The organism is Actinobacillus succinogenes 130Z, from assembly GCF_000017245.1.
GTDB classification, from domain to species: Bacteria; Pseudomonadota; Gammaproteobacteria; order Enterobacterales; family Pasteurellaceae; genus Exercitatus; species Exercitatus succinogenes.
On sequence record NC_009655.1, the window covers coordinates 420885 to 444736 of the forward strand.

Consider the following 23852-nt stretch of genomic DNA (forward strand, 5'->3'; position numbering starts at 1 on the left):
TCTGTTAATCTTTAATTTATAGAATGCTTGTATACTAGAATGTCTAACCATAAAAAGGAAAGTGACTATGAAAAAAAGAACCTTCTTGAAAACATTATTAGCGAGTGTGATGCTGTTTTCACTTTCTGCCTGCGATGATAACGGCGGCAGTTCATCAGCTAAAATTGTGAAAGTTTCTTCCGTTGTTGCCCCGACCCACCCTTCGACCATTGCGTTAAAAGAAGTCTTCAAACCTATGATTGAAAGTAAAACTAACGGTAAATATCAAATCGATATTTATGATTCCGGGCAATTAGGCGATGAAAAACAATCCTTTGATTACACCCGCCAAGGTATCGTGGATATGTCCGTATTGGGGACGGTGATGTGGTCCGAAGTACCGAAAATGTCCGTACCGGATTTTCCGTTTTTATTCAGAGACGTTGCGCATGCCCGTAATATTTACCAAGGCGAGGTCGGTCAGGAAATCGCTGCGAGCTTTGAAGAATCCCAACCGATTAAATTTTTAGCCTGGATGCCGAACGGCGCCCGAGTTTTCTCTTCCAGCAAACCGCTGTCTAATCCGGAACAATTCAGAGGTCAAAAAATGCGTATGCCGAACAATCCGATTCACGTGAAGGTGGCGGAGCTGTTAGGCGCGAACGTGGCGATTATGGGATTAGGCGAAGTCTTCACCGCACTTGAACAAGGCGTGGTAGACGGTCAGGACAATCCGTTGTCTACTTTTGTGCAGCAAGGTTTCTATTCCGTAAACAAAAATATTTATGAAACCAATCATATGATTTCTTCTTTGGAATTATTAGCAAACGCGAATTTCTGGAAGGATTTAAGTGATGAAGAAAAAGCGATCTTTAATGAAGCGGCGAAAGCGACCTCGGATAAAAGCTGGGATCTTTATCAGAACAGTATCGAAGCGGATAAAAAATTAGTGCAGGAGAAAGGCGGCACAATTACCGTTCCGACTGAAGCGGATAAAAAGGCGTTAGTGGAAAAAATGCAGCCGCTTTATGACGAGTTGTATAAAAAATACGATTGGGCCGAAGCTTTAGTCAATAAAGTCAGAGATACCCAATAATCATAAGACGGAGTATTGAAGTATGAAAACTTTTACCGATAAATTGTTCAACGGTATTCAAATATTGCTGGGTGTGATGCTCGCCGTAATGATTGCCCTTGTGTTTTTTAACGTCATACTTCGATTCTTTTTCAATTCCGGTTTGGTTTGGTCGGAAGAGGTCTCGAGATATGTTTTTGTTTACGTGATTTATCTCGGGGCGATTGTGGCGATGAAGGAAAATGCCCATTTGGGCGTGGATACGTTCATTAAAAACGCACCGGAAAAATTGAAATGGCTGCTTTTCGTCGTTGGACGGGTCATCATTATTGTCGTTATGGCTATCTTGTTTAAAGGTAGCCTGGCTATGGTGGTTCAATCGCATACGGCGAAAGCGGCGGCAACGGGTTTGCCTTTATCCGTTGTGTACGGAATCGGATTATTGACGGGAGCGGCAATTATTTTAATTGCGTTACTGAATATTATTGATGTGATTAGAAATCCTAAATCTGTTCACCAAGCCGCATTGATGAGTGAAGCAGATTCAGATTAGGAGAAAACCATGACCATTCTTATTTTTTTAGCCAGCCTTGTAGGCGGTATTGTAATCGGTGTACCGATTGCATTCTCGCTGCTGTTTTCAGGCATGATGCTGATGTTTTATCTGGGCGGCTTCAATTCACAGATTCTTTCGCAAAATCTGTTTAACGGTGCGGACAGCTTTTCTATGATGGCCATTCCGTTCTTTGTGGTTGCCGGCGATTTGATGAACCGGGGCGGATTAACCAACAAAATCGTTGATGCGGCGACCGCACTTGTGGGGCATATCCGGGGCGGTTTAGGGTATGTGGCGATTATCGCTATTCTATTGTTCGCCAGTTTGGTGGGAAGCGCGGTGGCGTCTACTGCCGCTTTAGGGGCAATTTTAATTCCGATGATGGCGACTATCGGTTACAACCGTGATCGCGCTACCGCGTTGATTGCGGCGGGTAATATTTTATCGCCGATTATGCCGCCGTCCGTGCCGATGATTATTTTCGGCGTTACCGCGGGCGTATCCGTAACGGATTTATTTATGGGCGGTATTGCACCGGCCGTTTATATTACACTGACTCTTTGTGTGATTTGGGCTATCGTTTCCCGTCGCGATTCCGCCGTACCGTTGCCGAAAAGATCATTCCGCGAAGTGGTACGCGCTACGCGTGAAGCGCTTTGGGCGATTTTGATGCCGGTCGGTCTTTTATTAGGCTTGCGTAGCGGTATGTTTACGCCGACGGAAGCCGGGGTGGTTGCGGTTGTTTATGCGTTAATCATCGGTTTGTTTGTGTACCGAGAATTAACTTTCCAAGCCATTAAAGAATGTTTCATTTCTTCCGCGAAAGCCAGTGCGGCAATTATGTTTCTGGCCGCCGCCGCGATGGTGTCTTCCTGGCTGATGACCATCGGTAATATTCCACGTATTGTCACGGATTTACTTCATCCGTTTATCGGTTCGCCGATTCTGTTAATGCTTGTGATTGCCGGTTTAGTGTTGCTGGTGGGAACTTCGATGGACGTGGTACCGACTATTTTGATTTTAACACCGGTATTAATGCCGGCAGTGAAACAGGCGGGAATTAATCCGGTCTATTTCGGGGTGGTATTTATTATTACCTGCGTCTTCGGTTTGTTAACGCCGCCGGTAGGTACGGTATTAAACGTTGCCGCCAGTACGGGTAAAATCAACATGGAACGTATCGTGCGCAAAGTATGGCCTTTCCTGCTTGCGATTGTTGTGGTGCTGCTCGTGTTAATCGTATTCCCGAGTACGTTCATGATACCACTTGAATTTTTTACTAAATAAGGATTGATAAAATGAAAGCAATAACTGTTTCCCAACCTTTCGAATTAACTGTCGCCGATGTGCCGGCGCCTACCGTGACAAAAGATGATGATGTGATTATTAAAGTGGCTTTCGGCGGAATTTGCGGTTCGGATATCGGTATTTATACCGGCGGTAATTCCCTTGCCAAATATCCGGCCATTATCGGGCATGAATTTGTGGGAACCGTGGTGGAAACGGGTAAAGCCGTAACACACGTTAAAGTCGGCGATTATGTGGTGAGCGATATAGTTAACAGCTGCGGACATTGTTACGCCTGCCGTACCGGTCATCACAACGTGTGCAAAAACCTACAGGTTACCGGAGTGCATTCACAAGGCGGCTTTGCCGAATACGCCAAAACCCGGGCGGATAATGTTTATTTAGTGGATACAAATAAAATCCCGCATAAAACCGCTTGTTTAATCGAACCTTATGCCGTCGGCGTGGAAATTAATACCCGGGCGTCTATCGCTGCCGGCGATAAAGTCGTGGTATTCGGTTCCGGTCCTGCCGGTTTGGCGGTGATGCAGGTGGCACGGGCCCGCGGTGCGGAAGTGCTGATTACCGATATTTTCGAAGAACGTCTGCAATTAGCGCGGGAAATGGGCGCGACCAAAGCGATTAACGTGAAAGATATCGATATGCGCCAAGCGGTCAATGAGTTTACCGATGACGAAGGTGCGCACGTGGTAGTGGATGCGGTTTGTTCGCCGCAAAGCATTCTTGATGCGTTGGATATTGTTGCGCCGTCCGGTCGTTTGGTCGTGTTAGGAACCGGTGCCGCACCGTCGGAAATTCCGCAAGTCGCATTTACTAAAAAAGGTATTAATGTTTTCGGTACCCGTTTAAACAATAAACGTTTCCCTGAAGTGATTCGTTTATTCGAAGAACATAAAGTTACGCCGGAAAAAATGATTACGCATACTTATAAGTTCGAAGATATTGAAAAAGCCTTTGATGTGATCAAAAACGAAAAAAATACGGTGTGTAAAGTATTACTCGAATGGTAATAAAGTGCGGTTAAAAAAAGGATTAATTTTATGAAAACAACATTCAGATGGTATGGATTAGGCAACGATACGATTCCATTAGCCCATATTAAACAAATTCCGAGTATGACCGGGGTGGTTTGGGCATTACACGACATTCCCGCCGGAGAAATATGGCCGGAAGAACGTATTGCCGAAGTGAAATCTCAAGTCGAACCTTACGGTTTAAGTATTGACGTAGTCGAAAGTGTGAATGTTCACGAAAGCATCAAATTGGGTGCGTCGGATCGTGACGTTTACATTGAAAATTATAAAACCACTCTGCGCAGTCTGGGAAAATACGGCGTAAAAGTCGTGTGTTATAATTTTATGCCGGTGTTCGACTGGATCCGCACGGATTTATTTAAAGAAGCGGATGACGGTTCGACCGCACTTTTCTATGAACACGCCCGTATCGACGGTATCGATCCGAAAGTGTTGGTAAAACAGTTTGAAGAAAATTCTAAGGATCTCACCTTACCGGGGTGGGAACCGGAACGTTTGAAACATTTGGATAAATTGTTCGACCTTTATAAAGGTATGACGGAAGACAAATTAAGAGAAAACTTGAAATACTTCTTGGAACAAATTATTCCGGTAGCGGAAGAAGCGGGTATTCGCATGGCGATTCACCCGGACGATCCGCCGTTCTCCGTATTCGGCTTGCCGCGTATTGTGAAATGCCATGAAGATTTCCAAAAAATCGTAGATATGGTAGACAGCCCTGCAAACGGTATTACGTTATGTTCCGGCGCTTTAGGCCCGAATCTGAAAAATAATTTGCCGGAAATGATCCGCACTTTCCATAAACGTATTCCGTTCGCGCACATTCGCAATATCAAAGTATTCGAAAACGGAGATTTCTATGAAACCTCCCATTTAACCCGCGACGGCTCTCTGGATATTGCGGAAATCGTAAAAGCCTACCATGAAGTCGGTTTCGACGGATATTGGCGACCGGATCACGGGCGCCACATTTGGGATGAAAAATGCCGTCCGGGCTACGGTTTATATGACCGCGCATTAGGAATTATGTATGTAGAAGGGCTTTGGGACGCATACGAAAAAGAAAAAGGACGCAAATAATGAAACTTTCATATGATGCTTTAAATTCAAAAGAATGGCAGGAAAAGGGGTATCAATTGCCCCGATTCGGCATTTCCGATGTAGTAAGTAACACAAAACAACAACCGGTTTGGCTTCATTTGGGGGCCGGCAATATTTTCCGCGCCTTTTTAGCCAATCTGCAACAGCGTTTGCTGAATCAGGGCGACGCGCAACAAGGGATTATCGTCGCGGAAGGGTTTGATTACGAAATTATCGAGAAAGCCTATCAACCCTTTGATAACCTTTGCGTATTCGCCAAATTAAAAAATGATCACTCGGTGGATAAAATCGTGGTGGCCAGTATTGTGGAAAGCTTGCGCATGGATCCGGCGTTTACACAGGATTTCAGCCGTTTGAAAGCGATTTTCCAGTCGCCGTCGCTGCAAATGGTCAGCTTAACCATTACGGAAAAAGGCTATTTAATCAAAGGATTGGACGGCGAATACTATCCGGCGGTGAAAGCAGACTTTGAAGAGGGACCGGCAAAACCGCAGAGTTATATCGGTAAGATTATTGCCTTATTGCACGAACGCTTTGCTGTCGGCGCGTTACCGTTGGCGGTCGTCAGCATGGATAATATGTCTAAAAACGGTGAAAAATTGCAAAAAGTGATTTTGGAATTTGCCGAACAATGGAAAAAGTGCGGTCATTTATCGCAAGATTTTTTAGATTATTTAAATTCGGATAAAATCAGCTTCCCTTGGTCGATGATTGATAAAATCACACCGCGCCCCGACACGGAAGTGCAACAGCAATTACAAAACGACGGTATTGAAAATCTGGCGCCGGTCGTGACGTCGAAAAATACCTATGTCGCGCCTTTCGTGAATGCGGAAGAATTAGAATATCTTGCCGTCGAAGACGACTTCCCGAACGGTCGCCCGGCATTAGAGAAAGTCGGCGTAATTTTTGCCGATCGCGATACCGTGAATAAAATCGAAACCATGAAAGTGACCACTTGTCTCAATCCGTTGCATACCGGTTTGGCCATTTTCGGTTGTCTGCTCGGTTTCACCAAAATTTCTACCGAAGTGCAAGATGCGGACTTGTCGGCGTTAATTCGGAAGTTAGGTTATCAGGAAGGTTTACCGGTGGTGATTGATCCGCAATTAATCAATCCGAAACAATTCCTCGATGAAGTCATTAATATTCGTTTTTCCAACGATTTCATTCCGGATACGCCTCAGCGTATTGCGACGGATACGTCGCAAAAACTGGCTATCCGCTTCGGCGAAACGATTAAATCCTACGTGAAAGCCGGTAAATCGACAGATAGTCTGGTCGCTATTCCGTTGATTTTTGCAGGTTGGCTACGTTATTTATTGGGTATTGACGATGAAGGTCAGCCGTTCGAAAACAGTCCGGATCCGCGTTTAACCGAATTAAAAGCAAAACTCGCTAATATAACGTTGGGAAGTGTAGTATCATCAGCAACCTTAAAACCGATTTTATCGGATAAAAGCATTTTCGGTGTGGATCTGTATGAAGTCGGTCTAGCGGGCAGAGTTGAACAATATTTCAACGAATTATTAGTAGGCGTGGGGGCGGTAAGAACTAGCTTACATAAATATGTAAATTAAGGTAGTAAAATGATAGAGCCAAAGCTTCGAGAATCCTCGCGGGATTACGCATATCGCGTAATCAGAGAAATGATCGTCAACATGGAGTTAGTCCCCGGAAGTAAAGTCAGTGAAATAGAGTTAGCCAATTTATTAGGCATCAGTCGGACTCCCGTTAGGGAAGCGTTAATAGATCTCGCCCGTAACGGCGCAGTTACTATACAACCGCAAAAAGGAACGTTTATTTCATTGATAGATTCGGATCTCGTGGAAGAGGCTCGTTTTTTGCGAAAAACCTTAGAGAAAGAAGTCATTGCGCTATTATGTGAAGATTCTTACCAAAAGGATCTTCATATTTTAGATGAAAGTCTCAGTTTGCAGGAATTTTATTTGAAGCAAGGTAATTATGAAAAATTTTTAGAGTTGGATAACGAATTTCATCAGTTATTTTTCAAAATCACCCACAAAGATCGAATTTATGCATTAATGAAAGGGTTGAATATTCATTTTGACCGGGCAAGAACCTCTATCTTTAAGAAAAAACCGTCTATAAAAACACTGGAAGAACATAAAATTCTGCTGAAAGCTATTCACAACCAGGACAAAGATACGGCGACTCAATGCATTGAGCGGCATTTATATCAATACGAACTGGATAAAGATAGTTTTGAGAAAGAATACAGCCATTATTTCAATAAGAGTGGTAATTAAATGAAAAAACTCGCTCTAATCGGAGAATGCATGATAGAGCTGAACGGCGAGCCGTTCGGCACTATGCGTCAGACTTACGGCGGCGATACGCTGAATACGGCGACTTATGTGGCGCGCGTCAGCTCGCCCGAACGGATTCAGGTATGTTACGTATCCGCCTTGGGCACGGATAAATTGAGTCAGGGCATGATTGACCGCTGGCAGGGGGACGGCATTCAGACGGATTGGGTGCTGCGCGATGAAAACCGTTCCGCCGGTCTGTATCTGATTCAGTTAGACAAACAAGGCGAACGGACGTTTTTATATTGGCGCAACCAATCCGCCGCCCGTTACTTGCTGCAACACCCGGATTATCCTCAGGTTCTCTCCGCCCTGAAAAGTGCGGACATGATTTATTTAAGCGGCATCAGTCTGGCAATCTTGCCGGAAAACGACCGCACTTTGCTGATTGCACAATTGCGCGAATTGAAAAAAGCCGGCGTGGAAATCGCCTTCGACAGCAACTTCCGTCCGAAATTATGGGACAGCCTCGCACAGGCGCAAGCCTGTTATCGAGCCTTGTTACCGTTAGTGGATGTGGCGTTAGTCACCTTTGACGACGAAGAAATGCTGTGGTCGGATACGGACGAACAAGCCACTATCACCCGCTTGTCCGCCTTCGATATTCCGAAAATCATCGTAAAACAAGGCAGTCTGGGTGCCACGATTTGTGAAAACGGCACGCAGACCTTCGTTCCGACGATTCCCGTCGAAAACGTAACGGACACCACTTCCGCCGGCGATTCCTTCAACGCCGGTTTTCTGGCGGGCTATTTACAGGGCAAACCGTTGACCGTTTGTTGCGAGCAAGGTAACCGACTGGCGGGCATCGTGATTCAACATAAAGGCGCGATAATCGACCCTGCCGCCACCGAAGCGTTACGCGCAGCGTTTAATTAAATACAAGATAGAAAAATTAAGGACGGATTATGGCTTACAGCACCGAACAAATTATCGAAAAACTCAGCCGACTGAAAGTGGTCCCGGTGATAGCCGTGGATGAGGCGAAGGACATTATTCCCTTAGTGCAAACCTTATCGGACAACGGTTTACCGGTGGCGGAAATCACCTTCCGTTCGGCGGCGGGTGAAGAAGCGATTCGGTTAACCCGTCAGCATTTTCCCGACGTACTGATTGCGGCAGGAACCGTGCTGACCCCGGCACAAGCGGTGGCGGCTAAAAACGCCGGCGCGGATTGCATTGTGACGCCGGGATTTAACCCGAATATCGTCAGACTTTGCCAAGCGTTGGACTTACCCGTTACGCCGGGGGTCAACAACCCGATGGCGATTGAAGCGGCATTGGAATTAGGCGTGAAGGCGGTGAAATTCTTCCCGGCGGAAGCCAGCGGCGGGGTGAATATGATTAAAGCGTTGCTCGGACCTTATGCAAACCTGCAGATTATGCCGACGGGCGGCATTTCGCCTTCGAACATCAAAGATTATCTCGCCGTTCCGAACGTTGTGGCCTGCGGCGGTTCCTGGTTTGTGGATAAGGCGCTGATTAAGTCGCAGAACTGGGATGAAATCGGGCGCTTGGTACGCGAAGCGGTGGAATTGGTCAGCTAAAACCGTGTTAAAACAATAACCGGAGAAACCGGTCAGGGCGACGATAAGAACCGCTGGAGAGAAGAACGCTCATTCGGTTCTTGTTCGGTTGGGGTGCAGCCGGGGCAAATTGGTATAATAGAAAAAGAGTGGGGTTTACCCACTCTTTTTGGTTAAAAGTTTTTAATCAAACAACATTCGATTGGCAAACCGATTAGTAAACGCCTTGCGCCAACATCGCGTCGGCTACTTTTACGAAACCGGCGATGTTTGCACCGGCAACATAGTTGATATTCCCTTGTTCGTCGGTACCGTATTTTTTACAGTTGGCATGGATGTCCAGCATGATGTTATGCAGTTTTTGGTCGACTACTTCGGCCGTCCAGTATTCACGCTGCGAACCCTGCGCCATTTCGAGGCCTGAAGTCGCCACACCGCCGGCATTGGCCGCTTTACCCGGTCCGAACAACACCCCGGCTTGTTGCAATGCTTCGGTCGCTTCAATAGTCGTCGGCATATTCGCACCTTCCGCCACTAATTGCACACCGTTTGCGATTAAGGTTTTTGCAGCGTCCAAATCCAATTCGTTTTGCGTTGCGCATGGTAATGCGATATCGGCTTTTACCGTCCACGGTTTTTCACCGGCAACATATTTTAAGCCGAATTTTTCCGCATAATCTTTTACACGACCGCGTTGAACGTTTTTGATTTCCAATAATGCGGCTAATTTTTCCGCAGTAAAGCCCGCTTCATCATAAACATAACCGGAACTGTCGGAGCAAGTGACCACTTTCGCGCCTAATTGAAGCGCTTTTTCAATAGCGTATTGCGCTACGTTACCGGAACCGGACACGAGCACGGTTTTGCCGTCGAAAGATTGACCTTTTTCCGCCAACATTGCTTGTGCGAAGTAAACCAAACCGTATCCCGTGGCTTCCGGGCGAATCAAGCTGCCGCCGAATGACAAACCGCGACCGGTAAACACGCATGCGGCTTGGTTAGATAATTTTTTCATATAACCGGCAAGATAACCTACTTCACGACCGCCTACACCGATATCACCCGCCGGTACGTCCGTATCCGGACCCACGTGACGATATAATTCCGAGATTAACGCTTGGCAGAAACGCATGACTTCGCCGTCGGATTTGCCCTTAGGATCAAAGTCGGAACCGCCTTTACCGCCGCCCATCGGTAATGTAGTTAACGCGTTTTTGAAGATTTGTTCGAAGCCTAAGAATTTCAGAATAGATAAGTTAACGGACGGATGGAAACGCATACCGCCTTTAAACGGACCGATCGCACTGTTAAATTGCACGCGGAAAGCTCGGTTAACCTGAGTCTGACCTTTGTCATCCGTCCATGCCACCCGGAACTGGATAGCGCGTTCCGGTTCAACCAAGCGTTCCAATAAGGCTTGTGAGCGATATTGCGGATTTTTTTCCAGGAACGGCCAGATTGATGTAAACACTTCACGTACGGCCTGTAAAAATTCCGGCTGATTACCGTCGCGTTTTGCCACCAAAGCTAAAAATTCTTCTAATGATGCTACCGAGTTTGACATGATAAAATCCTTCTTAATGTTGAATGCTTGTCATTGTAATATTACGCCGTTTTATCGGCTCGTCCTTAATATGCAATAGAACAAAACGGAAAATCAAACGATTTCTTGGTGAGAGGCGTAAAAAAGAAAAAAATGCTTTTTGTTATTAAATTATATATAAAAAATAATTGGTTTTATTATCTGAATTTTAAAAATTTGACTGGAATTTAAGAAGGTTTATGTTTTAATACATAAAAACCATTCTTTTTTCTAATTGGGATTAGCGTAAAAATGCTTCGCTCTCTACAGCTAAAATTATTTTGAAACGACTCAAAGTGCGGTTGTTTTTGCGCTTGATTTTTTATGAGGAATAATAATAAAAAACGATGCCCCCTGAGGAAGTCCCAGGAGGCAGAGCGTTGCGAGAAATTTATCTCTTATTGTAACAACGTTTTTCATTTCGCAGTGCCATTACAATGAATTCAATTGTAAATTTACTTCAATTTTTCGTCAATATATTTCTATTATTTGATTAAAAATTGTTACAATCCCAGCAACTTTCTAGATTGTGGGAGATGAGCTGTGAACAACATGAATTTAAATTATATTTTAGGTTTAGATCTTGGTATTGCTTCAGTTGGTTGGGCTGTGGTGGAAATTGATGAGCAAGAAAATCCACAGCGTTTAATTGATGTGGGCGTGCGAACCTTTGACCGTGCAGAAGTGCTGAAAACGGGCGAAAGTTTGGCATTGGCTCGTCGCTTAGCTCGTTCTTCTCGCCGTTTGGTGAAACGTCGTGCTGAACGAATTAAGAAAGCTAAACGTTTACTGAAAGCAGAAAATCTGTTGCTTTCAGCCGATGAAATCTTGCCAAACGAGGCGTGGCAGTTGCGTGTAAAAGGCTTAGATCAAAAGTTGGAGCGTCAAGAATGGGCGGCGGTGTTGTTACATTTATTAAAACATCGCGGCTATTTATCGCAACGCAAAAACGAAAGCAAAAGTGAAAATAAAGAACTCGGGGCTTTGTTGTCAGGTGTGGCGATCAATCATCAAATTTTGCAATCTGCCGAATATCGCACGCCTGCGGAAATTGCGGTGAACAAATTCCAAGCGGAAGAAGGACATATTCGCAATCAGCGTGGCGCTTATACGCATACGTTTAGCCGTTTGGATTTATTAGCAGAAATGGAATTATTATTCCAACGTCAAGCCACATTGGGCAATCCGCACACTTCTACAAAATTATTGGAAAATTTGACCGCTTTATTGATGTGGCAAAAGCCAGCCTTGGCAGGCGAAGCCATTTTGAAAATGTTGGGTAAATGTACTTTTGAGCCAACTGAATATAAAGCAGCGAAAAATAGCTATTCAGCCGAGCGTTTTGTTTGGCTCACCAAGCTGAATAATTTACGCATTTTAGAACAGGGCGCAGAGCGAGCTTTAACTGATAACGAACGTTTTGCGTTACTCGATCAGCCTTATGAAAAAGCCAAACTGACTTACGCCCAAGTTCGCACACTGCTTGGCTTATCGGACGAGGCGATTTTTAAAGGTTTACGTTATCAAGGCGAAGATAAAAAAGCCGTGGAAACGAAAACGACTTTAATGGAAGTGAAAGCCTATCATCAAATTCGCAAAGCCTTGGAAGGGTTGGATTTAAAAGCAGAGTGGAACGAGCTGAAAAATAATCCTGCGTTGTTAGATGAAATCGGCACGGCATTTTCGCTGTATAAAACTGATGACGATATTCATCGTTATTTAGATGGCAAGTTATCAGAAAGCGTATTGAATGCCTTATTAGAAAATCTCAATTTCGATAAATTTATTCAGCTTTCGCTTAAAGCATTACAACAAATTTTGCCATTAATGTTGCAAGGGCAACGTTATGATGAAGCGGTTTCTGCGATTTATGGTGATCATTATGGTAAAAAATCGGACGAAATTGACCGCTTGTTGCCGAACATTCCCACCGATGAAATCCGCAATCCTGTGGTGTTACGCACGCTAACCCAAGCTCGTAAAGTAATCAATGCGGTGGTGCGTTTATATGGTTCGCCTGCTCGTATTCATATTGAAACAGGGCGTGAAGTGGGCAAATCCTATCAAGATCGTAAGAAGTTGGAGAAACAGCAGGAAGAAAACCGCAAACAGCGTGAAAATGCGGTGAAAAAATTCAAAGAATATTTTCCGAATTTTGTTGGCGAGCCAAAAGGTAAAGATATTCTGAAAATGCGTTTGTATGAGTTGCAACAAGCGAAATGTCTATATTCAGGCAAATCGTTGGAATTATATCGCTTGTTGGAAAAAGGCTACGTGGAAGTGGATCACGCCCTGCCGTTTTCTCGCACTTGGGACGACAGTTTTAATAACAAAGTGCTAGTGCTTGCTAATGAAAACCAAAACAAAGGCAACGCCACGCCTTATGAATGGTTAGACGGCAAAAATAACAGCGAAGGCTGGCAACATTTTGTGGCACGAGTGCAGACCAGCGGTTTTTCTTATGCGAAAAAACAACGGGTTCTAATTCAAGAATTAGATGAAAAAAGTTTTATTGAGCGTAATTTAAATGACACTCGCTATGTCGCTCGTTTCTTGTGCAACCATATTGCCGATAATATGTTGCTGACAGGCAAAGGCAAACGAAAAGTTTTTGCTTCAAATGGACAAATTACAGCTTTATTACGTGGTTGCTGGGGACTACAAAAAGTTCGTGAAAACAATGATCGTCATCATGCACTAGATGCGGTTGTGGTAGCTTGTTCGACAAAGTCTATGCAAGATAAGATAACTAAATTTGTTAAATATAAAGAAGGTAGATTATTTAAAGATAAAAAAGATGGAGTGTATAAGGGAGAACGTATTAACCGTGAAACAGGTGAGATTATTTCGCTCCATTTCCCAACGCCGTGGAAGTTCTTTAAAGAAAATGTGGAAATTCGCATTTTTAGTGAAAACCCGAAATTAGAACTGGAAAACCGCTTGCCTGATTATCCGCAATACAATCACGAATTTGTGCAACCGCTGTTTGTCTCTCGTATGCCAACTCGCAAAATGACGGGGCAAGGACATATGGAAACGGTGAAATCGGCGAAACGTTTAGATAAAGGGCTAAGCGTGTTAAAAGTGCCTTTAACGCAGCTTAAACTGAGCGATTTAGAACGAATGGTCAATCGTGAGCGTGAAATGGCACTGTATGAAGCCTTAAAAGAATGTTTGGAGCAGTTTGGTAACGATCCAGCTAAAGCCTTTGCCGAACCTTTCTATAAAAAAGGTGGTGCATTGGTAAAAGCGGTGCGAGTAGAGCAAACGCAGAAATCAGGTGTATTGGTGCGTAATGGCAATGGTGTCGCCGATAATGCAACAGGTTCAATAGTACGGGTTGATGTCTTTACCAAAGGTGGAAAATATTTCCTTGTGCCGATTTATACTTGGCAAGTAGCGAAAGGGATTTTGCCGAATAAGGCGGTTATTCAAGGTAAAGATGAAAGCGAATGGGAAGAAATGGATGAAAATGCTGTTTTTCAGTTTTCAATGCATAAAAATGATTTAATTAAAGTTAAAACGAAAAAAGGGGAAATTTTTGGTTACTTTAATGGTTTAGATCGTGCTACTGGCAGTATTGAGATTGAAGAACACGATTTAGAAAAATCAAAAGGAAAAAATGGCTCTCATCGTGGTTTAGGTGTAAAAACCGCTTTTTTCCTTGAAAAATACCAAGTCGATGAACTCGGTAAAAATATCCGTCCTTGTCGTCCAACAAAACGACAACACGTGCGTTAAATCAGTCCCTACACTCTCACGAGTGTGGGGATTTTTTTGTATTAAGGAGAATCTATGACGTGGCGTAGTATTTTAATGAGCAAGGGCGGCAAACTTTCGTTGCAACAAAATCAAATGTTGATTCAGCAAGAAGGAAATGAATTTACCGTACCGTTAGAAGATATTGCGATTGTGGTGGTGGAAAGTCGGGAAACAGTGATTACCATTCCGTTGTTGTCCGCCTTTGGTTTGCATGGCGTTACCTTTTTGACTTGTGATGAACAATTTTTACCCTGCGGACAATGGTTGCCGTTTAATCAATATCATCGCCAGCTCAAAACGCTCAAATTGCAGTTGGAAGCCAGTCTGCCGCAGAAAAAACAACTGTGGCAAGCGATTGTGCAACAGAAAATTCGTAATCAAGCTGGTGTGCTAAAAATTTGCAAATTTCAAGCAGAATCCGACCGCTTGTTGAAGATGGCGGAGAAAGTGAAATCGGGCGATAAAGAGAATTTAGAAGCACAAAGTGCAGTCATTTATTTCCAAACTTTATTTGGCAAAGGTTTTAAGCGTAGCGAAGATGAAAGTGCGGTTAATAGTGCCTTAAATTATGGCTATACGGTAATGCGTTCGGCGGTGGCTCGGGCGTTGGTGCTGTATGGTTGGTTGCCGCAAATCGGTTTATTTCACCGTAGCGAACTCAATGCCTTTAACCTTGCCGATGATTTTATTGAGCCATTCCGTCCGTTGGTGGATTTATTGGTGGTGCAACTGGAAAATGAAGACAAGCTCTCGGCTAATTTGTCGCCGATTTTAAAGCAACGATTGATTAAGGTGTTGAATTATCAGCTGTTATTTAAACAAGAAAAAGTGAATGCTTTAACGGCGATTGAGCGAAGCGTTGGCTCCTTTCAAACGGCATTAAGCCAACGCAATGCCGATTTGCTAAAACTGCCTGAAATTATACCACTTGCGGAGCATCAATATGAGTGAGAATGTGTTTATGCGTATGATTGTGTTATTTGATTTACCTGTTACCACCAAAGCCAAAATGCGAGCGGCAAACCAATTTCGCCAATTTTTGCTGAAAGATGGCTACCAAATGCTGCAACTTTCCATCTACAGTCGTATTATTCGGGGGCGAGATTCAATGGAAAAGCACCATAAAAGATTAGTAGAACATTTGCCGGAAGAAGGTTCGATTCGTTGTATTTCCATCACGGAAAAACAATTCGCCAATATGGAAATCCTGGTCGGCGAGAAAAAATTGCAAGAAAAAAAAGTCAATGCCAACCAACTTTTGCTGTTTTAAACCGTATTTTTTAAGTAATAAAAAAGCCTTGAAACGTTATATTTCAAGGCTTTTCAGCGTCCCAATTATAGCACTGCGAAATGAAAAAGGGAGCTACAACGATGGATTAGTTCCGTCGGGGCTTTTTATTATTATAGCACTGCGAAATGAAAAAGGGAGCTACAACGCTAGAAAGCTCGACATCCTTAAAAAGCCTATTATAGCACTGCGAAATGAAAAAGGGAGCTACAACTCGTTCTGTTATTCAGGCGTTCGCTAACGGATTATAGCACTGCGAAATGAAAAAGGGAGCTACAACGATTAAGGATGGGCTTAATCGCACCGTGCAATTATAGCACTGCGAAATGAAAAAGGGAGCTACAACAAACAACTGTACCAGTTGAATTACGTTGAGATTATAGCACTGCGAAATGAAAAAGGGAGCTACAACTCCATATTGCTCCTTATTTATGCAACCATTATTATAGCACTGCGAAATGAAAAAGGGAGCTACAACTACTGGGTCGTATTTTGAGCCATTCCACAGATTGGAACTCTGCGTTCTTAAATTAAACTAATTGCAGTATAAAGTGCGGTCAAATTTTCCGTTATTTTTCCGTTAAATAATTCAACACCACCTGATGATGTTCGCCTGTTTTGAATTTGGTGAACACTTGTTCAATCTTGCCGTTTTCGTCGATTAAAAAACTTATGCGGTGGATACCGTCGTAGACTTTTCCCATGAATTTCTTTTCGCCCCAGACGCCGAATTGCTCGGCAACTTGGTGATCTTCGTCGGATAATAAGGTGAAATTCAACGCTTGCTTTTCTTCAAATTGCGCCAGTTTTTTCGGCGAATCCGGGCTGATGCCTAAAATGATGACACCTGATTTATCTAGTTCCGCTTTGGCGTCGCGCAGTCCGCAGGCCTGTATGGTGCAGCCGGGGGTGAGCGCTTTCGGGTAGAAATAAATCAGCACTTTTTTGCCCTGAAAATCCGTTAGGGAAACCGGTTCGTTGTGTTGATTCGGTAAGGTAAAGTGCGGTGCGTTTTCGCCGGGTTTTAAGGTGTTCATTCGAAATTTCCTCGTTAAAATAGATTTAACAGTATTCTAACAAGCATTGCGCTTTTGTGATACAATCGCGGGACATTTAATTTAGCTGAAAAAATCATGTCCAGACAGAAAAAATCCCGTCGTTTAACCGATGTTATGCCGACGCGTAAAGCCGATAAAAAAACTGAAATCGGGGCGGTTAAGGCGCGTCCCGGCAAGAAATTAACCCGTTATGAATTGGATGCCAGAGCACGCGAGGAAAAACGCAAGCGCAAGCATAAAGGCTTGGATTCCGGTTCGCGCCACAGCGCCTCTTCGGATAGCGGTAAAAATCAACAAACGGAAGTAAAAGATCCGCGTATCGGCAGCCGTAAAAAAGTGCCGCTGGTGGTAGAATTTGTGAATAAGCCGGAAAAAGGACAATTTATTCAACCGATAAAAACCGAGAAAAAACCGACCGCGCTTGATCCCGCGACGGAGCTGGAACAGCTGGAAAATAACGAATGTCTGAACGATTTGCTGGATCAACTGGATGCCGGTAAAGTCCTCAGTAAAGAAGATCAGGTTTTTGTGGACGAATGCTTAGCCCGCATTGCGCAACTGATGGATGAATTGGGCATCAGCGACGATGAAGAGGGCGAAGACGATTTGCTGCGTACTTTTGAAAAAATCGATATTAATCAATTCCGTTAATTTATGATGACTACCGTATTATTTGTAATCGGCGTTGCAGTTATGCTGGCAATGGCGGCTTATTCCGTTTATCTGTTGGCGCAATTACACAAACAGCAACGGCTGTACCAACAAGCCCGGCAGGCGCGCGTGGCACGATTAAAAGAAAGCATCCGGATTATTGCCCGCGCCATGCAGTCGGGCGAATGTAATCATTCGGAAGGCGTAATTCGGTTGAAAATGCTGCTGGACCCCCTCGGGCAGAAAACCTTGACAGAATATGCCGCCATGTGGCGGCTTTATGAAACGGTACGTGATATGCCGACTCATGACGAGCGGAGAGCCTTAAAGAAAAACGAGCGCATGAGGTTGGATCTCGAACGCGAAGCGAAAGAAATCGAGTTGGAGGCGGCAATTAAAGCCGAAGCGAAACTGCTGTTAAGCGAATTGCCGTAGACTTGCCCGAGACGTAACAATCTACTCTGTAACCATAAATTTAACCTGACGATATGACCGATATTACTTTTGATCTCGCCCTGATTCAAAAATACAATCAATCCGGGCCTCGTTATACGAGTTATCCTACGGCGCTGGAATTTAACGAAAATTACAGCGAAAACGATTTTGAAACGGCAGCGGCGCGCTATCCCGACCGTCCGTTGTCCTTGTATGTGCATATTCCGTTTTGTCATAAGCTTTGCTATTTCTGCGGGTGCAATAAAGTGATTACCCGTCACCAGCATAAGGCGGATATTTATCTGGATTTCCTCGAAAAAGAAATAACCAACCGCGCGCCTTTATTCAAAAACCGTACCGCCACCCAAATTCACTGGGGGGGCGGCACGCCGACTTATTTGAGCGAAGCGCAATCCGCCCGTTTGATGGATATGCTGAAATCTAATTTTAACATTGCGGAGAACGCCGAGATTTCCATTGAAATGGATCCGCGCGAAATCGAATTATCCATGTTGGAGCACTTACGCAATATCGGTTTTAACCGTATCAGCATGGGCGTACAGGATTTCAACAAAGAAGTACAAAAAGCCGTCAACCGCGAGCAAGATGAAGACTTTATTCGCGCCTTACTGGTACGCGCGCGCGAACTGGGTTTTCAATCGACTAATCTGGATTTAATTTACGGTTTGCCGTTCCAAACGGTGGAAAGCTTCATGTTTACCTTACAAAAAGTGATTGAATTGAATCCCGATCGCCTGAGCGTATTCAACTACGCTCACCTGCCGAGCCGTTTCGCGGGACAAGTGAAAATCAAAGACAAAGATTTGCCGTCGCCGGAAACCAAACTCAGTATTTTGCAAAATACCATCGAAACCTTAGCTGCCGCCGGTTATAAATTTATCGGTATGGATCACTTCGCCAAACCGGACGATGAGCTGGCAATCGCGCAACAAAACGGCGTTCTGCATCGAAATTTTCAGGGGTACACCACGCAGGAAGAATGCGATTTATTGGGATTAGGCGTTTCGGCTATCAGCCTGTTGGGCGACAGTTATGCGCAAAACCAAAAAGAACTGAAACAATATTACGCCGATGTGGATGAAAAGGGTATTGCGTTACACAAAGGACTGACGTTAACGGAAGAGGATTGCCTGCGCCGGGATGTGATTAAAGCTTTAATTTGCAATTTTAAATTGGATTATGCCGCTATCGAACAGCAATATCACATTGATTTCAATACGCATTTTGCCGAGGACTTAGCATTGCTGAAGCCGTTGGCGGAAGACGGTTTGGCGGATATTCGGCCTAACGGCATTACGGTGTCCTCAAAGGGGCGTTTGTTGATCCGAAACATCTGTCTGTGCTTCGATACGTACTCACGCCAACAGGCTCGCCGGCAACAGTTCTCGCGTATTATTTAATGTGTAACCCTAAAGTGCGGTCAAAAACGAAAGCGTTTTCGACCGCACTTTTATTCTCTGTTTATTTTATTATAAAAACTTCGTCAGTAGCGTTTCGAATAACACATAAAAACCGAGTAAATCCGTTTTCGCCAGCGATTTGAAAGGGAGCAGGACGTAATAGAGAATACGATGCTTTTTCACCAAAGATAAGGCGTAATGCCATACACGGCTGTCTTCGTAATGGATGAAGGTATTGATGGTACGCTGAATCTGAGCGGGGGTGGTTCGTTCCCGGCATACGCCGTAAATAAACAGTAGGGCGTCACGCGTTTTTTGCTGCGCCAGTTTACGGGAACGGGAAGCCACTTCGAAATCGATAAAGGATGCTTTGCCGTTTTGCCACAAAATATCCTTTAATAACGGACGTCCGTGCACAATATTGCGAGCATGTAAATTAGCCAGTGTTTTTGCGCAGTCGTCCAGAATCCGTTGCTTTTGTTCGTCTGTAATATCGCTTTCCAACCAAGAGCGTACGGTACGTCCGGCATCCTCCATTACCAAACAACGGGAATTGATAATTTTCACCGGTGGAATCGGCGCTTTCTGGAAAATCAGCAATTTTATGCGTTGAATTTCCCGTTTAAATGCGGCACGGGAAAACGGCTTGAGCAAACGTTGAATGCCTTTAGGATGTTCCGGCTGTTTCAGCCAGTAAGATTTTCCTTCGAATTGAAAGGAATAAACCCGTTCCATGCGATGTTCTGCCTGTAAAGTTTCAACATAATCCGCTAATGTCACGTTTTTCTCCTGTAATTATCGGAAGAATACTTTACCATATAAATAAAAAGAGCGGGATAACCCGCTCGGATTAGTAAGACGGCTTTTCCGTTAAATATTCAGCATCGCCGCGTCATCAATAAAATATTGGTTCATTTCAAACGCCGGTTTGGAATCGTGATCTTTGCCGATAATCCGCGCCGGTACGCCGGCTGCCGTAGCATGTTCTGGCACCGGTTGTAACACCACGGAATTAGCGCCGATTTTGGCATATTTGCCTACTTCTATATTACCCAGAATCTTCGCACCGGCGCCGATCATCACGCCTTCGCGGATTTTCGGATGACGATCACCGCATTCTTTACCGGTACCGCCCAACGTCACGCCCTGCAGGATAGAAACGTCGTTTTCGATGACTGCGGTTTCTCCTACTACGATACCGGTGGCGTGGTCGAACATAATGCCGCAGCCGATACGCGCCGCCGGGTGAATATCCACATCAAAAGCTACGGAAATCTGATTTTGCAGATAAATCGCCAGAGAACGACGGTTTTCCTGCCATAAATAGTGGGTAATTCGGTAACTTTGCAACGCGTGAAATCCTTTCAGGTACAGCAACGGCGTCGACCATAAATCTACCGCCGGGTCGCGCTGGCGTACCGCGGTAATATCGCAGGCGGCACTTTCGATAATGCTGGGTTTGGCTGCATAGGCGTCTTCGATAATTTCGCGTAATGTGATGGCAGGCATGGTTGTCGTCGCCAGTTTGTTCGCCAGAATATAACTCAGTGCGCCGCCTAAATGCTTATGCTTTAAAATGGTCGAATGGAAAAAGCTTGCCAGCATAGGTTCTTTATTCACCAGACACTGCGCCTCTTTCCGGATTTGTTTCCAAACTTTAATTGCCATTTCGGTTCCTTAATATTCGTCTTTTCGTTCGCGCTGTAAAAGTGCGGTCGCCATTTCCTGCGGATTTTTACCATGGAACAATGCGGCGTAAATCTGTTCTGTGATCGGCATTTCCACCCCCTGACGCTGCGCTAATGCCATGGTTTCTTTAGTATTGTAGAAACCTTCCACTATCTGTCCGATTTGTTCCATCGCCGCCTGAGCGGAAACTCCCTGTCCCAGCATCATACCGAAACGGCGGTTGCGCGATTGATTATCGGTACAAGTAAGCACCAAGTCGCCTAAGCCGGACATGCCGGTGAATGTTTTCAGATTCGCCCCCAATGATACGCCTAAACGACTGATTTCCGCCAGTCCCCGGGTAATCAGCGCAGTACGTGCGTTGGCGCCGAATCCCAGACCGTCCGACATACCTGCCGCAATGGCGATGACGTTTTTTATCGCTCCGCCCAGTTGTACGCCGATCATGTCCCGATTGAGGTATACCCGAAAGTGTTTACTGCAATGAATGCGCGTCTGAAACTCCCGGGCGAACCGTTCGTCGTTTGCCGCTAAAGCGATTGCGGTCGGCATACCGGCGGCTAATTCTTTGGCAAAAGTCGGACCGGATAACACCGCCAACGGGTATGCCTTGCCCAGCTCGTCTTCCACCACGGATTGCAACAAGCGTCCGCTGTTTCGTTCCAATCCTTTGGTTGCCCATGCGATGCGGCTGTCCGGACGCAAGAACGGTTTAATCCGATGAATGACTTCGCCGAAAGCGTGACTGGGCACCACAATCAACAAATCTTTCGATTTTTTGACCGCACTTGCTAAATCCGCTTCAATGGTTAGAGAGTCGGGAAAGGCAATATCCGGCAGAAAACGGCGATTCTGCCGTTCTTGCTGCAAATGCTGACATTCCTCGCGGTTATGTCCCCATAATGTGGTAGGGTAACCGTTGCGGGAAAAGCAGATCGCCAATGCCGTACCGTAAGAACCGGCACCCAGAATAGTGATCGGAGATTGATTTACCATATTTCCACCTAAAGAAAAGCCCACGCCGAAAACGTGAGCATTGCCGATATCCGGAACAATTAATTGAGGGTCGGCTGTTCCTCCGGCGCAGATTCTTCTTCTACGCGACGCATATGTTCAAGGAAAAGCGCATCGAAATTAACCGGGGCTAAATTCAGCGGCGGGAATGTACCGCGATTGACCAAACTCGCCACTAACTCGCGGGCATAAGGAAACAGCATATTCGGGCACTGCGAGGTTAACGCATGGGTTAACTGGATATCGGTTAAACCGCCGATAGTGAATACGCCGGCTTGTTTCACTTCACAGATAAAGGCGGCGTCGCCGCTGTCTTCAAGTGTTGTTTCCACCGATACGTTTAATGTTACCTCGAATAAATTCTCGCCTAATTGTTTGGCTTCCGTCCCCAAATCGAAGTTTAAATTCGGTTTCCATTCCTGTTGAAAAATATCAGGCAGATTCGGTGCTTCAAATGACACATCTTTTACATAAATGCGTTGAATTTGTAATACGGGTTCTTGAGCTTGTTCCGCCGGTGCGGCTTGATTTTCATCTGTCATGTTGAAGTCCTTATTTTACTAACGGTAAATTTTCGGCATTCCAACCAGCAATGCCTTCTTGTAATACGTAAACGTGATTAAAGCCCTGTTTGGCTAGAATTTCACCTGAAGAGCGGGCGGTGATGCCGCTGGCACAGACTAAAATGACCGGCACGTCTTTGTGTTGTTCCAGTTTCCCCAGGTTGTGGTTTTTAATATCCGAAGGGACGAATTCTTTGCTGTTCACAATGTGTCCGCGTTTGAATTCTTCGATGGTACGTAAATCGATCACTACGGCGTTTTGGTTGTTTATCAATGCGACCGCTTCGGCATTGGACACCAATTTCACTTTACTGGTGATCGCTTTGAAATTTACGTAGATAAAGGCAATAAAAATTGCAACCCAGCCGACGACCATTAACGTATGATTTTTAATAAAAGGCGTAGCCAGCGTTAAAAATTCTTCCATGTTGTTCTCAATAGATTAATGATAAAAAAGAGGAGTTAAGTATAACCGCAGTGAGCGGATTTTCAAAGGCTGAAAGGAAAAGTGCGGTCAAAAAACGAAAGAATTTTGCCCGCACTTGAATTATTTGTCCAACAGACGGATATGGCGGGTAGCGGAAATCCAAGCGGAGGCGTAACCGACAATGGAACAAATCACTAACAAAAACAGCATTTCGCCGAAATCCAAGCCGCCGAGATTAAAACTGACGGCAAAAATATCCGTCACATATTTCACTGCACTGGTGAAATATCCGATGAGTAAGGCGCTGAAAAAACAGGCGAAAAACGCACCGAAAAAGCCGTAAATAATGCCGGTATACAAAAACGGACGCAAAATAAACTGATCCGTCGCCCCCAGTAATTTCATTACCTGAATATCCGCCTGACTACTGTATACGTCGGAACGAATGCTGTTACCGATAACCAGAAATACCGCCAGCGTCATCAATACCGCACAGAAAATGGCGACATGGGCTATCAGCCAAGTGATCGCGGTGAGTTTTTCCAGCCAATCGTTATCCATACGTACTTCTTCCACCCCTTTGATTTTAGCGAGATTTTCCCGTAGTTCCTGACGTTTTTCCGAGGCTTTGAATTCCTCCGTCGGTTTAATCATTACTACGGCCGGTAACGGATTATCATCCAGAATATCTAATTCTTCACCGAAGCCGGACCATGCGCGGAAATCTTTCAGACTTTCCTGGCGGGACACGTAGTTCAAACTTTCTACGCCCTCCTGTGATCGGACTTTTTCCACTACGCCGTTAGCATCGTCCTCATTGAGATTTTTGTGTAAATACACCGTCAACTCGCTGTCCGGGGAAAATCGGGTAATGGCGTTATGGGTATTTTTCCACAGTAAAAAACTGACGGTCGGAATGGTTAACGACACGGCAATCACCAAGACGGTTAGCAGCGTGCCGTATTTTTTCTTGATTAAATCCGCCCGGACGTAGGCTAAAACATATTTCATTTGCACCCAAAATGGAGCTTTTTGTGTTGAACTCATAGTAAA

At 44.8% G+C, this 23852-nt stretch carries 23 protein-coding genes and 1 CRISPR repeat array; of the genes, 15 read left to right on the top strand and 8 right to left on the bottom strand.

Annotated features, from left to right (window positions below; all coding sequences use genetic code 11):
• Positions 1 to 67 precede the first annotated feature (67 nt).
• The 9 genes from ASUC_RS01915 to ASUC_RS01955 are packed head-to-tail and all read left to right on the top strand — an operon-like array spanning position 68 to position 8930.
• The gene (locus ASUC_RS01915) at positions 68 to 1075 is read left to right on the top strand and encodes a TRAP transporter substrate-binding protein (protein WP_011979019.1); all 1008 of its coding nucleotides are present in this window, start codon (positions 68 to 70) and stop codon (positions 1073 to 1075) included.
• 22 nt (positions 1076 to 1097) lie between these two features.
• Positions 1098 to 1607, top strand: a complete 510-nt coding sequence (locus ASUC_RS01920) for a TRAP transporter small permease (protein ID WP_011979020.1) — start codon at positions 1098 to 1100, stop codon at positions 1605 to 1607.
• A 9-nt stretch (positions 1608 to 1616) separates the two neighbouring features.
• The gene (locus tag ASUC_RS01925) at positions 1617 to 2897 is read left to right on the top strand and encodes a TRAP transporter large permease (RefSeq protein ID WP_011979021.1); all 1281 of its coding nucleotides are present in this window, start codon (positions 1617 to 1619) and stop codon (positions 2895 to 2897) included.
• Between the two features lie 11 nt (positions 2898 to 2908).
• Positions 2909 to 3928, top strand: a complete 1020-nt coding sequence (locus ASUC_RS01930; RefSeq protein ID WP_011979022.1) for a zinc-binding alcohol dehydrogenase family protein — start codon at positions 2909 to 2911, stop codon at positions 3926 to 3928.
• Between the two features lie 30 nt (positions 3929 to 3958).
• Entirely contained in the window at positions 3959 to 5032 is a 1074-nt protein-coding gene (gene uxuA / locus ASUC_RS01935; RefSeq protein WP_011979023.1) for a mannonate dehydratase, read from the top strand.
• A complete protein-coding gene (locus ASUC_RS01940) occupies positions 5032 to 6633 on the top strand; it encodes a mannitol dehydrogenase family protein (protein ID WP_011979024.1) in 1602 nt (533 codons plus the stop codon). The genes uxuA and ASUC_RS01940 overlap by 1 nt, the downstream gene beginning before the upstream one ends.
• 9 nt (positions 6634 to 6642) lie before the next feature.
• Positions 6643 to 7323, top strand: coding sequence for a GntR family transcriptional regulator (locus ASUC_RS01945; RefSeq protein WP_011979025.1), 681 nt, complete (start codon positions 6643 to 6645; stop codon positions 7321 to 7323).
• On the top strand, positions 7324 to 8262 hold the full coding sequence (locus ASUC_RS01950) for a sugar kinase (RefSeq protein WP_011979026.1): 939 nt from the start codon (positions 7324 to 7326) through the stop codon (positions 8260 to 8262).
• A gap of 29 nt (positions 8263 to 8291) precedes the next feature.
• Positions 8292 to 8930, top strand: coding sequence for a bifunctional 4-hydroxy-2-oxoglutarate aldolase/2-dehydro-3-deoxy-phosphogluconate aldolase (locus ASUC_RS01955; RefSeq protein WP_011978808.1), 639 nt, complete (start codon positions 8292 to 8294; stop codon positions 8928 to 8930).
• A 193-nt stretch (positions 8931 to 9123) separates the two neighbouring features.
• Here ASUC_RS01955 and gdhA read toward each other — a convergent pair whose 3' ends face one another.
• The gene (gdhA, locus tag ASUC_RS01960) at positions 9124 to 10473 is read right to left on the bottom strand and encodes an NADP-specific glutamate dehydrogenase (protein WP_011979027.1); all 1350 of its coding nucleotides are present in this window, start codon (positions 10471 to 10473) and stop codon (positions 9124 to 9126) included.
• A gap of 561 nt (positions 10474 to 11034) precedes the next feature.
• On the opposite strand from gdhA, the gene cas9 reads away from it, so the two are divergent.
• From cas9 to cas2, 3 genes are read left to right on the top strand one after another with little or no spacing between them, the layout of a single operon-like run.
• Positions 11035 to 14232 carry a type II CRISPR RNA-guided endonuclease Cas9 gene (cas9, locus tag ASUC_RS01965; protein ID WP_041834594.1) on the top strand — a complete coding sequence of 1066 codons (3198 nt, stop codon included), beginning with the start codon at positions 11035 to 11037 and terminating at the stop codon, positions 14230 to 14232.
• Positions 14233 to 14286: 54 nt separating this feature from the next.
• Complete coding sequence (cas1, locus tag ASUC_RS01970) at positions 14287 to 15204, top strand: type II CRISPR-associated endonuclease Cas1 (RefSeq protein WP_011979029.1); 918 nt, start codon at positions 14287 to 14289, stop codon at positions 15202 to 15204.
• A complete protein-coding gene (cas2, locus tag ASUC_RS01975; protein WP_011979030.1) occupies positions 15197 to 15523 on the top strand; it encodes a CRISPR-associated endonuclease Cas2 in 327 nt (108 codons plus the stop codon). Before cas1 ends, cas2 begins: the two co-directional genes overlap by 8 nt.
• A gap of 64 nt (positions 15524 to 15587) precedes the next feature.
• A CRISPR array of direct repeats spans positions 15588 to 16019; the repeat unit is 36 nt; unit sequence ATTATAGCACTGCGAAATGAAAAAGGGAGCTACAAC.
• A gap of 91 nt (positions 16020 to 16110) precedes the next feature.
• Here the strand turns inward: cas2 and bcp are convergent.
• Complete coding sequence (bcp, locus tag ASUC_RS01980) at positions 16111 to 16578, bottom strand: thioredoxin-dependent thiol peroxidase (protein WP_011979031.1); 468 nt, start codon at positions 16576 to 16578, stop codon at positions 16111 to 16113.
• 96 nt (positions 16579 to 16674) lie between these two features.
• On the opposite strand from bcp, the gene yihI reads away from it, so the two are divergent.
• From yihI to hemN, 3 genes are read left to right on the top strand one after another with little or no spacing between them, the layout of a single operon-like run.
• A complete protein-coding gene (yihI, locus tag ASUC_RS01985; RefSeq protein WP_011979032.1) occupies positions 16675 to 17250 on the top strand; it encodes a Der GTPase-activating protein YihI in 576 nt (191 codons plus the stop codon).
• Between the two features lie 3 nt (positions 17251 to 17253).
• Positions 17254 to 17685, top strand: a complete 432-nt coding sequence (locus ASUC_RS01990) for a DUF2489 domain-containing protein (RefSeq protein ID WP_011979033.1) — start codon at positions 17254 to 17256, stop codon at positions 17683 to 17685.
• 53 nt (positions 17686 to 17738) lie between these two features.
• Positions 17739 to 19106: an oxygen-independent coproporphyrinogen III oxidase gene (hemN, locus tag ASUC_RS01995; RefSeq protein WP_011979034.1), complete on the top strand. Its 1368-nt coding sequence runs from the start codon at positions 17739 to 17741 to the stop codon at positions 19104 to 19106.
• Positions 19107 to 19175: 69 nt separating this feature from the next.
• Here hemN and ASUC_RS02000 read toward each other — a convergent pair whose 3' ends face one another.
• The 6 genes from ASUC_RS02000 to ftsX all read right to left on the bottom strand — a co-directional run bounded on the left by ASUC_RS02000 (position 19176) and on the right by ftsX (position 23846).
• Complete coding sequence (locus tag ASUC_RS02000) at positions 19176 to 19886, bottom strand: lipopolysaccharide kinase InaA family protein (RefSeq protein ID WP_011979035.1); 711 nt, start codon at positions 19884 to 19886, stop codon at positions 19176 to 19178.
• A 90-nt stretch (positions 19887 to 19976) separates the two neighbouring features.
• Positions 19977 to 20774 carry a serine O-acetyltransferase gene (gene cysE, locus ASUC_RS02005; protein ID WP_011979036.1) on the bottom strand — a complete coding sequence of 266 codons (798 nt, stop codon included), beginning with the start codon at positions 20772 to 20774 and terminating at the stop codon, positions 19977 to 19979.
• Between the two features lie 9 nt (positions 20775 to 20783).
• On the bottom strand, positions 20784 to 21791 hold the full coding sequence (gene gpsA / locus ASUC_RS02010; protein ID WP_012072148.1) for an NAD(P)H-dependent glycerol-3-phosphate dehydrogenase: 1008 nt from the start codon (positions 21789 to 21791) through the stop codon (positions 20784 to 20786).
• 59 nt (positions 21792 to 21850) lie between these two features.
• A complete protein-coding gene (gene secB, locus ASUC_RS02015) occupies positions 21851 to 22351 on the bottom strand; it encodes a protein-export chaperone SecB (RefSeq protein WP_012072149.1) in 501 nt (166 codons plus the stop codon).
• Positions 22352 to 22361: 10 nt separating this feature from the next.
• Entirely contained in the window at positions 22362 to 22799 is a 438-nt protein-coding gene (locus ASUC_RS02020; RefSeq protein WP_012072150.1) for a rhodanese-like domain-containing protein, read from the bottom strand.
• 120 nt (positions 22800 to 22919) lie between these two features.
• A complete protein-coding gene (ftsX, locus tag ASUC_RS02025; RefSeq protein ID WP_012072151.1) occupies positions 22920 to 23846 on the bottom strand; it encodes a permease-like cell division protein FtsX in 927 nt (308 codons plus the stop codon).
• Positions 23847 to 23852: the final 6 nt, after the last annotated feature.